This window comes from Lysinibacillus sp. FSL K6-0102 (genome assembly GCF_038003545.1).
Lineage (GTDB): Bacteria > Bacillota > Bacilli > Bacillales_A > Planococcaceae > Lysinibacillus > Lysinibacillus capsici.
Genome location: NZ_JBBOPH010000001.1, coordinates 2,753,704 through 2,768,140, shown reverse-complemented (window position 1 = coordinate 2,768,140; position 14,437 = coordinate 2,753,704). Strand labels below are relative to the sequence as shown.

Genomic DNA, 14,437 nt, shown 5'->3' with positions numbered 1-14,437 from the left:
TCGTGAGGAAGATTATGATACTTGAGCTTAATGGAACTATTTCTTATCTGTTGACATGGAGTTGGCTCCATCTTTTAAGATGAATGAAATCAAAGAATGGAGTGATGGGATGGTAATTTTGACAACTATACTAATTGTGTTATATGCCGTTTTAATAGGAGTGGCAGGGATAAAAAAATGGAAAGAAGTTGGATTTGAAGTACGAACATTCATATTTGTTATCATATCAATTAGTATTCTCTTAATATTATGGATACCAAGCAAAGGTTGGTTATTTATATTACTGATAATTGCATTTATCTTGTTACATATACTAGCAGTTATAGAAGGGAGGTTAACAAATGGACGAATTACTTTCAGCCATCATATCATTCGTTTCATTTTCCATTGTATAATTGCCCTAATGGTTTATAAATTTATATTGTAGAAGGAGATTTTAATGAAAATTGGTGAATTTGCAATATGTACTGGTCTTAGTAAAGATACTATTCGTTATTATGAAAAAATGAATTTATTGCAACCGGAAATTAAAAATAAGCACCGCTATTATAACAAGAAAGACATTGATACAGTGGAAGCAATTCTTAAACTTAAACAAACGGGATTTTCTCTCCAAGAAATCAAAATGCTTTTTGATTGGTCGGGAAATATTGATCAAAATAAAAAACTGACAAAAGAAGAAATACAAAATCTACTTGAAATAAAAGTTATATTCCAAGAAAAGTATGAGCAGATGTTACAAAGAGAACATCAGCTTAAACAAATTAAACAGGTTTTATTAAATATAGATAATAAAATAAAGCACCTTTTAGAGAAAAATAAAGAAGAAAATTGCTGGTTTTAACGATGTGTTTAGAAAATAAAGAAAAAGAATGTACCAATAATTAAAGCTGTTTGACGTTCTAATTGAACGTTTGAAACGAACGTCTGTAGGTGAGAAACAATATTTTAAGCTCTTCTATTTAGTTATTTCTAAAAGTGTTGTTTCTTCAACTTATCGAGAAGGTGTGCAAGAAGGAATAGTAGAATATCACGTTGAAATAGAAGTAGAAATAAATTAGTAAGGAGGATGTATTTGTGACTAGCCATGACTATAAATCACCAATAAAAAACAGAATCGGCGGTGTATTTGTTCCAGTTCGTAACCTAGAGAAAGCAAAAGAATGGTACAGAAAAATACTTGGTTTGGAAGGGGGAGAAGAATATTTTGGACATTTATTCGTGGTACCCATGAAAGGTACCGCTGGATTAATTTTAGATTCCATGCCAAAGTGGAGAAAAGAAGATGGTGATATTACCACTTACCAAGTTCCATCAATTCAGCTTTTGACCGATGATATTGAAGCTTCATATCAATTTATGAAAGAAAATAATGTTGAACTAGTTACAGAGATTCAGGATAATTTTTATTTTGTGTTCAAAGATTTAGATGGCAATTTACTAATGATTTGTAAAGAAACTACTTAAAAAAATGCGAAAATTGCTCTTTGGACTACTGGAAAGAAAGTGGGGAGTCAATAGCAGCTGAATATGCATTGTACAAAGTGATAAACGACAAACAATTCAAGATTGATGATAAATTAATCAAATTTTACATGACATTAAAAGCGTACTAGCGAGGAGAAGATAGACAATTAATTAAGTTAACCGAGGATTAATCGAAAGAAAAAGGTCACTTCTATTAAAAGTGACCAGAAATGCTTATTTATGCTTTATTAAAACTCTAGGGGATTAGGTGTTTATTCGATTTTATTGAATTGTAATATTTCCTTTATATGTTGCAAAGTAAATACCTGCATCAGGATCGTAAGCATAATCAAATCTTGTTAGGTATCCTGCGTATTTAAAATCTCCATCCCATTCAACATGATAAATTTGTCCAGGTGGAAACGTTGAAGTTCTTGTATTAACTGTGACATATTTAGTATACACAGCAGCTGGACTAACATTGTCTATACTAGTAGAGTTTTGAACAACGTTGATTTCGGCTGCTGAAACATTACCTGATGGATAGATGAAAAATGAAACAAGTAAAGCTGAAAGTAGAGCAAAACCAAAAATGCGACCTTTAATTGTTTTTACCATTATTATTCCTCCATTCTAGTATAATCCCCTAGTAATTTACATTTAAACATATATTGGTATTTATAGCAACGAATGGTGACTATTGGTTTTGAAATTGATTAAAAAGTAGGTGTTACACATGCATTATGAGTGGTTAAAGAACTATCAATAATTAGCAGATTAATTTGTACATAGAATAAGCGTTAATCTCAAAAAAATCTATATAACATACTTTTTATATTTTCATAAATTTCTCCTTGCTAAAGAGCGAATGTTTGTTCTAATATAAATACAAACAAACGTTCCGTAGAAGGAGAGGTCAAAATGGCGAAAATATATAATTTTCCAACTAAAGCATTTCGAGATATAACAAAGGAAAGAGTTGATGTTGTAACTATTGCTTCTGGTTTTATGGGTGGTGTTGTAAAGGTATATGAATGTGAAGGGACAGTCATTATTCATAGTGAAAATAAGAAATCCAGCCATGCTAGTATTTCAAATGATCTTGGTCAGGTTAAAGAATGGGAGATTAGATATGCAATAGAACATATATTAAAAAGAGGCATTACAGAAGTGAATATAAAAGTTAGTAATACAGGAGTTGTTCATATTCGGAATAAAGATATTAATTTACTTTCTCAGTAAAGTCAGGTCACTTATAAAATAATATGAGTACTGGTTATATCGTTAATGGTCTTTTTAAAACGTAGTTTGCAACTATCCCTTCGACTGTTAGAGGCTTTTAAATTTGTTCCAGCTAACTCTGTTAGCAAGTAATTATCAACTTGCTTGGAATGATCATGTACAAGAGATAACAGGTCAATTGGAATTAGATATTTAAAAGATATTGTTCTGTAAAGTTATTTAACTTTTAGAGGTTTTACAAAGAATGAAATGAACATAACAGAAACCCCTATAGCAATGAATAGTATTGCAACAGATTTATTTGAAATAAATGAATTGTATTCTAGGGCACCTGTTAATCTCGCTGATCCGATTGAAAGCGATAAGATGCCTAAAACAAATATGATATGTCCAATTTTAGAATGTGTTTTCATTTTATAACAACTCCTGATATTTAGGTAATAACTTACAAAAGGATAACATGATTAGGTAATATTTGAAAATATGGTTCGGTTTGATTATTGCACAATAGGAGTATTTGAGGTTGATGGAAGAAGTACAAAAGTCAATATGGGCTGTCAGTAAATTATATGAATTTATAATAAAGGGGTATGTTTTATGAAACCATTTATGTTACGGCATAAACTGGGTTGGCTACCTAACAAATTAGAGTATCGCAGAACCTATATCATAGGTTTTAAAGGAGAAACAGACGAAAGTTATACTTTCATGCTAACAAAGAATAGTAAGTATGTAAGATTAGTAAATAACAATAAAGAAATGGTTGTTAGGAAAAGAGAATTAAAGAGATATTTCAAGGATGGTTGTTTACAGTTTCTAACTACACAATATGAGGAACATGCTTGAAAGATCTGGAATGGTAAACTTTTAACTTTTTTCTTTTTTGGGTTTAACAAAGTAAGAAATGAACATTACAGAAACGCCCATAGATATGTATAGTAGTGCAACAGATTGATTTGGAATAACTGAATCATATTCAAAGAAACCAGATAATCTTCCTAATCCAGTTATCATCAAAGTAATGCCAAAAATAAATATGATATATCTATTTGTAGAATGTATTTTCAACACAAAACAACCCCCGAGGCTTCCTAATAATTTATATAAGGATAACATAAATTGGTAAATATTTCACTATTCAGATTGAGTCAATATACATTATGAATATGTAAAATAAACACGTTCACTTGTACGTGTATGTCAGAAACGAGCAATTGATACAACTAATCATAAAGGCTTTCAAATCAAAGTGACAATAATGTTAGCTTAAGCAATTAATTGTCACCTTTTACGATGGTTTAAAGATACATTTTTTCTTAACATAGCTTTATAAGCTATAAAGGAGAGAATGTCTTGAATATATTAGAAATAAATAATGATTTATTTAGAATGCTTAATAGTTTAGGAAAAGAATTTCAATTCTTCAATTTACCAATGATTATTATTGCTGAATACACAGTTATTTTCTTAGCTATTTTTGTTATTCTGTTCTGGTTTACCAAAGATAGAGAAAATAAAATAATGCTCATGTGCGCAAGCATAGCTTTCGTTTTGGCTGAAATTATAGGGAAATTTGCAGGGTTATTACATTTTAATCACCAACCATTTGCTGTCCTTTCGAATACAAATCAGTTGATAGAAAAAGCAATAAATAATTCATTTCCAAGCGATCATACCATATTATTTTTTTCATTCTGTATGTCCTTTTGGTTATTTAAAAAAGGAAAATGGATTCTATGGATTTTGCTTGCTATATTAGTCGGAATTTCACGAATTTGGGTAGGAGTTCATTATCCATTAGATGTAATGGTAGGTGCTCTTATTGGAATTACTTCTGCAATAATAATTTACTTTACACTTCCGAAATTAACACTAATACAAAATGGAATTACCAAATATGAATCCATTGAAAAAGTAATTAGAAGAAAATTCCATAAAACAAATCTAATGTAAAACAATATTAAAGGTCACGTCTAAAATTAAAGTGTACCCTTTACAAAGGGTACACTTTAAAACAGGTGTGACTTTTTCTTTTGCTTTGAAAACAGCATCAAACAGCCAAAACGGTATGAGTTGAGATGGCAGGGTTTGGTGATGTTTTGAAAGTGGAATTTGTAGAAAATTGTTCCAATTTATTATCTCTCAGATTATGATTTAGTGGGAGGTTAAATAATGTCAGATAAAATTTAAAACATTTTTATTGGAATCATATTTTTTGTTGTCCTAATTTTAGGGACATCATTCGTAATTGATACAATAATGATCGATGGATTAAATGTTGATAATGGACTTATAGGTAGTATAGTGGGTGGGATAATAGGAATGGTAGGAGTAATTGTAACTACTTATTTCATTATCGAAGCAAACAAAAAATCAGTGGAGGATTCGTTAAAAAAACAAGATAAGCAGGCAAGGGATAGAGATTACATTGCATTAATCCTTACCAAAGCAGAGGAGTTGAACCATGAAATTATAAAATCTACTCAAATCTACAAAAAAATAATGGATAATTTCAGAATTACTAAAACACACCAAATCTTAATTAACACATATGAGGATAGATTTTCTTTAAAACGTAAAGATGACGGAATTTATGATATGGCTAAAAGGGATTTGGTCGAAAACAATCTGAAACTCGAAAAACTGCGAAATGAATTAACAATTTGTTTAAATACTTTAATTATAAAAAATATTTACATCGGAATTTTATCAGACCAAATTAATGGTTACGAACATACAGTTAATCGGAATGTCGAAATAATAATTAATAGTTTAGATTCGATAGGTAATTTAAATGAACTAGAAGAAACGTTCCGATGGCATAATAAGTATTACATAAATGATTCAAATAAATTACTAAAAGATTTGAATGATTTTATTGTAGAAAAACTGAGCGAATTAAGAAAAGGCGTGAGTTGAATACTTTACTAATCAATAAAGGGTTGATTTCAAACAAATTTTTCTAATAGGAGCGTGTAAAATGAATTTAAAAGAAAAGTTGATATTAATAAAAGAAAATGGGTACCAAGCACCTCCCGATAGATTTCAGTTGATACTAGAAATGATAAATAACATTGGCTCTTTGGATGCCCAACTACGTGATGAGCTAATTTATACAACCTTATCACACTGGATTCCTGATAAATCTCTCACCGCAAACGAACTAGAACAACTTTTACCGGTTGTTTTGGATAAAAACCATTTGCTTTTTAAGCTTGGTGAAACAAATACAGACTCTGTCTTCACTCGGTCTTTCTCCATGCTAGTCATACCGCTCCTCTTAACGAGGCATAGAGAATCACCATTTCTCTCAAGAGAGCAAATTCATCACATAAAAGAGAAAGTATTTTACAATGTACAAGAAGAGCGAGATTACCGTGGGTATGATGAAGAAAAAGGCTGGGCTCATGCCATAGCCCATGCAGCAGATGCTTTAGATGATTTGGCTCAATGTTCCGAACTGGATAAAAGCGACCTCTTAACTATCCTCGATTTGGTTTACGAAAAGATGACTATAACAGAGCGAATTTACTCCGATGGGGAAGATGAGAGAATGGTCAACTCCATAATTAGTGTTTTAAATAGAAAAATACTTAGTCAGATTTGTGTAGAGCAATGGATTCAAAGTTTTGGTGATGTGGAGAAAAATTCAGAATTTCTTCCTGCCTTTAAGCAAAAAAATAATATAAAGAACTTTTTGAAAAGTTTATACTTTCGAGTTAAATTTTACAAAGTGGATGCCGTTCTCTGCTCGACTATCGAGCAGACATTATATAAAGTAGAAAAAGTATACTATTCTTAATTTAAAAAGTGTCGAATAAAAAAAGAATATCTTCATAATGAAATTACTCTCTTGGTAGCTATCACTTATGACCTGTCCCTATCACTCATCATCTTCAGATTATGCAACCTCTGCATAAAAACATGTTGCAGAATATGAGAAGAAGCTTTTAGAGGTACAAAATCTAATCGTAAGAGTTACTGGTGATAGAGAGGTCCAAGTGTTGAACTGGATGTTAGATGGCAATTTGCAACGGTGAATAGGCCAACATATGGCTTTATCAGCAACGAGCATTCGAAGAATTAAAAAATAGTATTGTTTATCAGATGTTGGCGTAAGAAAGGGAGGGCTCTATGTCCTCTTTTTTTAGTGGCAAATGGAATTTCTATTAATAATCCTTATCAAAAATAGGAATTATATTATTTATTTAGTAATATAAGTGTTTGATTAGAATTAAAAGGAGAGTTTCTGTGGATTCTAAAGTTCCTATCCAAGTTCAAAGTTTTTTAAATGAATATTTATCGTTATTTGAAAATCAAATTCCTAATACACTGGATGCATTATATTTACATGGTTCAATTGCTCTTCATGCTTACATAGAAGGTTCTAGTGATATTGACTTTATTGCTGTTGTAAATCGATCCCTAACTGAATCAGATGTGAAAATAATATCTGATCTTCATGAAAAACTAAATCAAAAATATAAGAAAACAATAATGGATGGGTGTTATTTACTAGATAAAGATTTTGGTAAGAAACAATCTGAGATAAAGAATTGTTTATACGTAAATGAAGGTAAAACAAAATGGAGTAATGATTGTACTAACCCTATTACTTGGTGGATTTTAAAAAACAAAGGAATCACTATAAAGGGTTCAGATGTTACCACATTAGTTTTTAATGTTGATGAAAGTATATTAATTGAATATGTTTTAGAAAATATGAATACCTATTGGTTAAATCGATTGAAGACAATAAAAAAATATAAGACCATAGCTCTTCTGTTACCAAATAAATTTGTCGATATGGAAGTAGAGTGGTCTATTACAGGGATGTTACGTCAATTTTATACACTTAGAGAATGCGATATTGTTTCAAAGGTAGATGCTAGTAAATATGCAATCAATCATATACCAGAAAGATGGCATAACCTTATAAAAGAAGCTATTAGTATTAGAGAAGGATTGAACATACGTTATTATAAATCTAAAAAACAACGTATTGATGATACTATCCAATTCATGAATTACATACTTGATGCTTGCAATAATATTGAAAAATAATAAACAAATCAATGTTTAAATGTGATACATGTTACAAACGTTATATATGTTACACATTAGGTATTCAAAAATTTATCTTGTAAAATGGGAGGCAGGACGGTGCGGTAAGGTTTTCCTCCCTTGGCATTTATAAATTACTAATTATTAGGGAAAGACAGACCGACCTGCGCCGAGCAAATTAGTTCGGAGCATGACATACATGGCAGGTCTATATTTTTTTAGAGATAAGGCAATGCGCCAGTTTACTTGTTTTGTTAAGAATAATATGTATAAAAATAAATCATTCCCTTGTTCTAAGATGAACTGCACCCCAAATGTTAGACACGGTGCTGCACCCCAAAAGTTAGAGTGAACTGCTCCCCAAATGTTAGACACATCTAACATTTGGAGGAGCAGTTCAAGACTAGTATTGGGGTTTTCCCATTACAAATACGCTGTTATTTAATTATTTCAATTATACAATTTTGGACGGTAACCTAAATATTCCCTATGTAGTTTTATAAAAAAGATTGATTATATAATACAAAGTTCGATAATTTATAATAAGTTTGATTATAAATCTTATCCAAGTATGATATTTTCTTATTCAACAATCGGGCTAGATTGTTGATAAACGTTTTCAATAAAATTGGACATTATTGTTGAATTATTGAGTAAAAGATATTGAAGCTTTTCACTTAAACTAACGGGGCAGTTTAGTTCAAGAATTAATAGGTGAAAAAAGACTAAAATATGGTAATGTTATTTACGAATAGTCTTTTTTACATAAGGAGGATTTTTTTGAAAAAATATCTAAACATTTTTGTTGTGTTTATTCTATTAATTTCATGTTTAGCCCTTACTTCTTGTACACAAACAGAAAAAGAGCAAAAAATAATTGACAAAGAAATGGTGTTCTCATTTGAGCACCCTCAAACCAAACAAAAATACAAAATCATTTATGCCAATCAACTGTTTTATCCGTATATTGAAAAGGTCAAAGATAATCCGAATCTTTCAACCTCGGAAACCTTGGAACTGTATAATAATGAGATTATTCAACCCATATATCAAGATTGTTTTGAAAATGGAGAATACCTTCATATGGCAGAAAATCTTCTTAATACGATTCCTAATGGGTTAACAGAAATAGAAGTGGTAAGTGAAAAAATGGGGACTCGTAAAGCAGAAATCAATCAACTTATACAAGAATCCCTTTTGAAATCAGCTGACCTCCTACCCTCTCAAAGTGATGTAGCAGTTTGTGTATTCCCTTCCTCTACCAATAATAGGAGGGCATTCGCAGTAGGAGCGGGCAAAATTATTATCCCACTTAATCTAAATGTTTTGGGGGATGCTTTAAAGTCAATCGTTGCCCACGAATACCATCACAGTGTTTGGGCGGAAAAGCATGACAATGGGGACAAGTTTTCTGTTTTGGATAATATGGTTTTTGAAGGAAAAGCGGTCATGTTTGAAAAATCTGTATATCCTGACTACGACTATACTCCGATTTACTCGACTTACAACAAGGTTTTGTGGTCTAAAGTTAAACCTGATTTAAAAAATTATGACAGTAATCGTAGCTTAGAAATTTTAAATGGCGGAAAAGGGTTGCCGATATCTTACGGCTATAGTGAAGGCTACAAGATGGTAAAATCCTATCTTGACTTAAATCCTGATAAAACACCAGAGGAATGGACAGCCTTAAGTGCAAAAGAAATTTTTGAAAAAGGAAACTATCTTGAAAACTATCAATAACAAATCTATGAATGAATTGACATATATTCTAGGGGTAAATATATGTTAAGAATTAGTTAAAAATAATTGAGTTGCGTATGCAGCTCTTTTTTTCTTATTGAACTAACCAGGTGCTTTAGTTCAAAAACGATCTTCAACAATCGGGCACTTTTCTGAAATTAGGAAAGCGTCTTTCTTCATGAAAAGGACCAGATTGTTGAATAAGGTTTTTGGAGAAATTTAGAGAATTCATATTGTGAATAATCAAAAAAGTTAGTTTATTATTAGTTCGAATTAAAGTGCAGGAGTCGTTGTGTTAATAATTGGTATGTTATATGATTAATGGGATATTGTTTGAAGGTTTTATAACCGGGCGCATTTCTGCAGAAAAAGATACGTCTACGAAATGAAATGGGCCAAGTGTTTATGGATAAAGTATAAATTTCAGGGGGTATTTTATGTTTGTAGTAAATGTAGAAGGGGCAATTCGTCGCAATGAGAAATGGCTTTTAATCCGCAGAAGTGAAAAGGAGGAGCATGCTGGTGGAAGTCTCTCATTAGTAGGAGGAAAGTGTGAAATTGAAGGTGATTCGTCTGATATTCTGGAAAGAACATTAAAACGAGAAGTTTTTGAAGAAGTAGGTAGCGAAATTACAGGCATTAAATATGTAAATAGCTCCTCTTCGTGACAGAATCAGGGATAAATGTAATCGATATAGTTTTCCTATGTCATCATAAATCTGGAGAACCTTACGCTAAAAGTACTGAAGAAGTGGATGATGTTATTTGGATGACTACATCAGAGGTTCTTGCACATACGGAACTACCTTTATTTCTAAAAGAAAACATTAAACTTGCAGAAAAAATACTACAAGATAATTTGCAGGTGAAATATTAGTTATACATTTTCCATAATAGGGAGCGATTGTTGAGCATGCGTACCGCAATCTGTACCCCAGTTAAATACACTTAGATACACTTCGTTAGACAGGTATAGAAACCCTCATTAATACAAAACCTTGATATTATGCACATCAAAAAATTAAAAACATCAGGATAGAAACCAAGGTCATAAGTTATGCTTATAGTTATTTTTTTATAAACCCTTTGATTATCAAGGGTTGGGGAGGGGCTAACCGCATTGGTGCCCCAAAAAGTGCCCCATTTTAAATGAAAAATAGTGTTTTAATCGAAATTGACTATTTCACTTAGAACTTGCATTGCTCTTTTCTCTCGATCTGCAAACGAATGGGCGTAGGTTTTTAAAAGTGTAGAAGTAGTCATACCAAGGATTTTGGCAATCGTTGTTGGCGGTGTACCGGATGCAATTGAGATGGTAGCAAATGTGTGTCGTAAACCATGAGGAGAAATGAGTTTAACGTCATATAATTCATGCATTAAGATTAGCGTTAATCTAGCTGCATTTTGATTAAGAGGCTTGCATGTTTTACTTATAAAGACAAGATCATCCTCGCTATGTTGAATCCCGAAAATTAATTTTCTTTCGATACACCATTTTCTATAACGATCTAATTGTTTACTTAGTACCTCTGTCATATCAATACAGCGAATACTGTTTAGTGTTTTGGCCGAGCGCTCCCCATAAAAATCACGAGTACGATTGATGTAAATTAGATTATTCTTAAAATCTATATCGGACCAACGTAAACCTCCAGCTTCGCCACGTCTCATACCAGTAGCTGCTAGAATAGAAATTAAAGTATATCTAGAAATATCACAAGATTGCTTTACACATTTAAGTAAGTATTCTAGCTCAGTCGGAGTTAAATAATTGCCCTCGACTTCATCATTATTAATTTTTTCTATCCTAGGTAATTCAGCTTTCGCAATGCGGTTTTTATCCAAAATATCATCTTCTACAGCAGCATTAATGCATCCAATGAAAAAATTATGATACATTTGAATGCTTTTTGGAGCAGCTATTAAAGATAATTTATCAATAAATTCAGATTGGTATAAACTTTTGGACAGTCGAGATAGCTTATATCTACCAATATAAGGTTTAATGTAAATTTCAATTACGTTACGATAAGTTTTAGGGGAGGTACCTTTCCACTTTGATTTTTTACGATCAAAATAAATATCTACCCATTGAGCAATTGTCATGTTTTCATTAAATATTATTTTTTCTCCACCATTTAAAACAGTAGCCTTTAATGCTGTTAATGCTTTTTCAGCTTCGATACTAGAGTTAAAGTTTTGTCTCGTTTTTTCTCTACGTACTCCAGTATGGTCATAAAATTTGTAACGGTAGGCAAATTTCTTCTTCTTGTTTGAATCATAATACCAATAAATATTTTCCTTTTTTGTACTATTAAGTTTCTTTCTAACCATATCGTCCACTTCCTATCTAACTGACCCGGACAGGTACATTGATTAGAGTTTAAGGACAATTAGAACATCACTCCTTCCACAGTAATTTGAAGCAGATAACCTATATTAAACTCACTTATGAACTGTCCTATATTCATCATCTCATATTTAGACAGGCCATATTATGCAACCTCTGCATAATCTGCTTATTGTTATATTGTGTTAATCTCCTGAAAGCAAAATTATATTCTACGTTAAAAATTTGCATTACTTTCATAATTGTTTGTGGTGTATGATCGTCTATTGACAAAGCCTCCAACATAAAAGTAGGAATACAAGCGTGGTACATAAAATTGTTGGCCTTGAATTCCTGATATTCACGAAATAGGGGATACATATGAAATTGATCACCTGTATGTAATAGGACATGTGATAGCTCATGGCAAAAGTCTTGCCATTGTTGCTGTGGCGACTGATTTTCATTAAGAAAAATATAATGCCGCCCATTAATAAATAAGGCCTGACTCTTATCTTGCCAATAAAAAACTTTCAATCCCATTCTAAAAGCCACTTCTTCAACATTCAGCAGGGTAGGGTCTGTAATGCCCAAGCGAGTGTAGAACTGTTGGACATAATCTTCAAGATGTGTATAGTGCATGTAAATCAACCTCTAAAATGACTATATAGAACGTATGTTCTATTTTTGTTGTATAACAAAACCCTACTATTTGGAAGTAGGGTTTTAATAGGATATTTTAACGTTCACAAGCCCAATTATCATTATCACGATCATGCTTTGAAGCATAAGCAGGATGATCAGAACCTACACCATTTGGATAAACTTTTCTCAACTCTGTACAATTTCGATAGTACTCTTTTTGTGGTGTGTTTTGTTGCTGTGAGTTAGATTGTTGCACTGCAGCTTCGGCTTCTTGCTGTTGTTTTAACTCTTCTTGTTTTTTAGCTTCTTCTTGACGTTCTAATTCGGCTTGTCTTTCTAATTCTTCTTGACGTTTTAATTCGGCTTTTCTTTCTAATTCTTTCTGACGCTCTAATTCCTCTTGCTTTTCTTGTTCTTTCTTGCGCTCTAGTTCTTGTTGGTTCTTTAATTCTTCTTGTTTTTTTAATTCCGCTTGACGTTCTTCTTCTTGTGCTCCATTAATAGTTAGGACGCATCCAGAAAGGGATAATATACAACCAAATATAATAATAGCGGGTATTACTTTAGATTTTGCTTTAAGATGTTTATTAATTTTGTATTCACGTAGTCCCCATAGAATTAAAACAACACCTATAATAAATAAAGGGTATTTTATTAATACTACCAATGCAATTATAGCTAAAATCAACAATAAGCAACCATTCATCTTAATTCCTCCACTAGCTTGAACCCTTTTGTTTTAAGATATTTCATATTATGTTCAAATGTTTCGACGGTATCAGAGCAGTCTATATTTTCAAAGTCTAAATACTCTAGTTCTCTTCTATTTACACGTGTTGAAAGTATACAGCCCATTCTTGGTAATGGTTCAGCTTGACTAGAATCGTAAACATGGATAAGCACAGAATCAGTAGGGAGAATGGCAAATACTTCTCTAGCAATTCGAATAACACAACTGCAAACATAATCTTGATAAAGTGCCAAATAATTAGTTACACCCATTTTCTTTCGAGAGACTTTATTTGTTGATGTTAGAGTCAACGTCTCTTTAGGCAAGACATCCTCATTCCCGACAGTAAAATTCACGATGAGTTCATTGGCATGAATATCAAAACTTAAATGGCTCCCAAAACTTTCGATATCATCAAATGGTGCATAATCAGTTAAGGCGATAGTCCAAACATTGCTATCACCATTCAAAATTCTAGGAGCAATATCTTTTAACCTTTGCTTTTTTTGATGGATTGTAAGATCTAATTCTTTAGCTTCGGGTATGCGCTCTTCAATTAGTAATTTCTTAGCCGCAACACGATTGAAAAGTTTGTCACGCCAAGTAGGTTTGTAGTTAGCTATTTCATCCATAATAGATATTACATTAGGACCTTCATTTAACAAGTACGATATGTCCTCTGTAGCAACTAAGTGCCAATCGACATTATCTGTTACTTCTAAATGAACAGAAGTTAGCATAGCGATGTATGCATTGTGTTTTTCGACTTCTTGTATGTTTTGTGATATGTCAGGTACTACAACGTTAGTAGACTCATAAGCGACTCTCTGTGGTCGTTTTTTTCTTTTGGTCGTTTGTGAGGTAGAGTAGGAAAGCCCCGTGCCAGGAAGGGAAATAGAATTTGTCCGTCTACCATTCCCGAATGTAGTACGTGCATATCTATTTCCTACAGTTAAACTAGTACCTCTTTTACCAAAATTCACTTTCACACCAGGAGCTATTTTGACACTTTTTCTAAAACGAAATCCCATTTACGTAAGCCTCCTTATGTAGTTTAATTAGTTATGCTAAAACTTTATGCATAGAAACTGATTCGAAATAGTAAGTTAATATAACTAGAAATATAATAAAAAAATATATAATATACAATATAGTATTTATTTTACAATTTAAGGTTTTGATAAAGGACATGTCGTAGCAGCATGTCCTTGTTGGTACAT

Annotated in this window: 18 protein-coding genes and 1 pseudogene; 12 read left to right on the top strand and 7 right to left on the bottom strand. The window is 31.9% G+C overall.

The window, feature by feature from the left end:
• Window positions 1–79 precede the first annotated feature (79 nt).
• From NYE73_RS14100 to NYE73_RS14085, 4 genes are all read left to right on the top strand, one after another.
• Entirely contained in the window at window positions 80–427 is a 348-nt protein-coding gene (locus NYE73_RS14100) for a hypothetical protein (RefSeq protein WP_054550265.1), read from the top strand.
• A gap of 12 nt (window positions 428–439) precedes the next feature.
• Window positions 440–844: a helix-turn-helix domain-containing protein gene (locus NYE73_RS14095; RefSeq protein ID WP_053075698.1), complete on the top strand. Its 405-nt coding sequence runs from the start codon at window positions 440–442 to the stop codon at window positions 842–844.
• Window positions 845–914: 70 nt separating this feature from the next.
• The gene (locus tag NYE73_RS14090; RefSeq protein ID WP_340815563.1) at window positions 915–1,061 is read left to right on the top strand and encodes a hypothetical protein; all 147 of its coding nucleotides are present in this window, start codon (window positions 915–917) and stop codon (window positions 1,059–1,061) included.
• Window positions 1,062–1,077: 16 nt separating this feature from the next.
• On the top strand, window positions 1,078–1,467 hold the full coding sequence (locus NYE73_RS14085; RefSeq protein WP_066037316.1) for a VOC family protein: 390 nt from the start codon (window positions 1,078–1,080) through the stop codon (window positions 1,465–1,467).
• Between the two features lie 282 nt (window positions 1,468–1,749).
• On the opposite strand, the gene NYE73_RS14080 is transcribed toward NYE73_RS14085, so the two are convergent.
• On the bottom strand, window positions 1,750–2,085 hold the full coding sequence (locus tag NYE73_RS14080) for a hypothetical protein (protein ID WP_054550262.1): 336 nt from the start codon (window positions 2,083–2,085) through the stop codon (window positions 1,750–1,752).
• Window positions 2,086–2,388: 303 nt separating this feature from the next.
• Here NYE73_RS14080 and NYE73_RS14075 point away from each other — a divergent pair, with 303 nt between their 5' ends.
• Complete coding sequence (locus NYE73_RS14075; protein WP_259950376.1) at window positions 2,389–2,709, top strand: DUF1827 family protein; 321 nt, start codon at window positions 2,389–2,391, stop codon at window positions 2,707–2,709.
• A 215-nt stretch (window positions 2,710–2,924) separates the two neighbouring features.
• On the opposite strand, the gene NYE73_RS14070 is transcribed toward NYE73_RS14075, so the two are convergent.
• A complete protein-coding gene (locus tag NYE73_RS14070; protein ID WP_054550261.1) occupies window positions 2,925–3,122 on the bottom strand; it encodes a hypothetical protein in 198 nt (65 codons plus the stop codon).
• A 184-nt stretch (window positions 3,123–3,306) separates the two neighbouring features.
• Here NYE73_RS14070 and NYE73_RS14065 point away from each other — a divergent pair, with 184 nt between their 5' ends.
• A complete protein-coding gene (locus tag NYE73_RS14065) occupies window positions 3,307–3,555 on the top strand; it encodes a hypothetical protein (RefSeq protein WP_054550260.1) in 249 nt (82 codons plus the stop codon).
• A 21-nt stretch (window positions 3,556–3,576) separates the two neighbouring features.
• Here the strand turns inward: NYE73_RS14065 and NYE73_RS14060 are convergent, their stop codons facing one another.
• Window positions 3,577–3,780: a hypothetical protein gene (locus NYE73_RS14060; protein WP_231595622.1), complete on the bottom strand. Its 204-nt coding sequence runs from the start codon at window positions 3,778–3,780 to the stop codon at window positions 3,577–3,579.
• A gap of 282 nt (window positions 3,781–4,062) precedes the next feature.
• Here NYE73_RS14060 and NYE73_RS14055 point away from each other — a divergent pair, with 282 nt between their 5' ends.
• The 6 genes and pseudogenes from NYE73_RS14055 to NYE73_RS14030 all read left to right on the top strand — a co-directional run bounded on the left by NYE73_RS14055 (window position 4,063) and on the right by NYE73_RS14030 (window position 10,390).
• Window positions 4,063–4,662 carry an undecaprenyl-diphosphatase gene (locus NYE73_RS14055; RefSeq protein WP_259950375.1) on the top strand — a complete coding sequence of 200 codons (600 nt, stop codon included), beginning with the start codon at window positions 4,063–4,065 and terminating at the stop codon, window positions 4,660–4,662.
• 306 nt (window positions 4,663–4,968) lie between these two features.
• On the top strand, window positions 4,969–5,628 hold the full coding sequence (locus NYE73_RS14050) for a hypothetical protein (protein WP_156181900.1): 660 nt from the start codon (window positions 4,969–4,971) through the stop codon (window positions 5,626–5,628).
• A 61-nt stretch (window positions 5,629–5,689) separates the two neighbouring features.
• The gene (locus tag NYE73_RS14045) at window positions 5,690–6,511 is read left to right on the top strand and encodes a DUF2785 domain-containing protein (RefSeq protein ID WP_259950374.1); all 822 of its coding nucleotides are present in this window, start codon (window positions 5,690–5,692) and stop codon (window positions 6,509–6,511) included.
• A gap of 449 nt (window positions 6,512–6,960) precedes the next feature.
• Window positions 6,961–7,773, top strand: coding sequence for an aminoglycoside adenylyltransferase domain-containing protein (locus NYE73_RS14040; RefSeq protein ID WP_259950373.1), 813 nt, complete (start codon window positions 6,961–6,963; stop codon window positions 7,771–7,773).
• A gap of 780 nt (window positions 7,774–8,553) precedes the next feature.
• Window positions 8,554–9,513 (top strand): DUF2268 domain-containing protein, encoded by a 960-nt coding sequence (locus tag NYE73_RS14035; protein ID WP_259950372.1) that lies wholly within the window; start codon window positions 8,554–8,556, stop codon window positions 9,511–9,513.
• A 437-nt stretch (window positions 9,514–9,950) separates the two neighbouring features.
• A pseudogene (locus NYE73_RS14030) lies at window positions 9,951–10,390 on the top strand (NUDIX hydrolase).
• Window positions 10,391–10,677: 287 nt separating this feature from the next.
• Here the strand turns inward: NYE73_RS14030 and NYE73_RS14025 are convergent.
• From NYE73_RS14025 to NYE73_RS14010, 4 genes are all read right to left on the bottom strand, one after another.
• Window positions 10,678–11,847 carry a tyrosine-type recombinase/integrase gene (locus NYE73_RS14025; RefSeq protein ID WP_257522311.1) on the bottom strand — a complete coding sequence of 390 codons (1,170 nt, stop codon included), beginning with the start codon at window positions 11,845–11,847 and terminating at the stop codon, window positions 10,678–10,680.
• Window positions 11,848–11,983: 136 nt separating this feature from the next.
• Complete coding sequence (locus NYE73_RS14020; protein WP_259950369.1) at window positions 11,984–12,484, bottom strand: ImmA/IrrE family metallo-endopeptidase; 501 nt, start codon at window positions 12,482–12,484, stop codon at window positions 11,984–11,986.
• Window positions 12,485–12,581: 97 nt separating this feature from the next.
• On the bottom strand, window positions 12,582–13,193 hold the full coding sequence (locus NYE73_RS14015; protein WP_311198632.1) for an excalibur calcium-binding domain-containing protein: 612 nt from the start codon (window positions 13,191–13,193) through the stop codon (window positions 12,582–12,584).
• Complete coding sequence (locus NYE73_RS14010; RefSeq protein WP_259950367.1) at window positions 13,190–14,248, bottom strand: DUF4236 domain-containing protein; 1,059 nt, start codon at window positions 14,246–14,248, stop codon at window positions 13,190–13,192. The genes NYE73_RS14015 and NYE73_RS14010 overlap by 4 nt, the downstream gene beginning before the upstream one ends.
• Window positions 14,249–14,437: the final 189 nt, after the last annotated feature.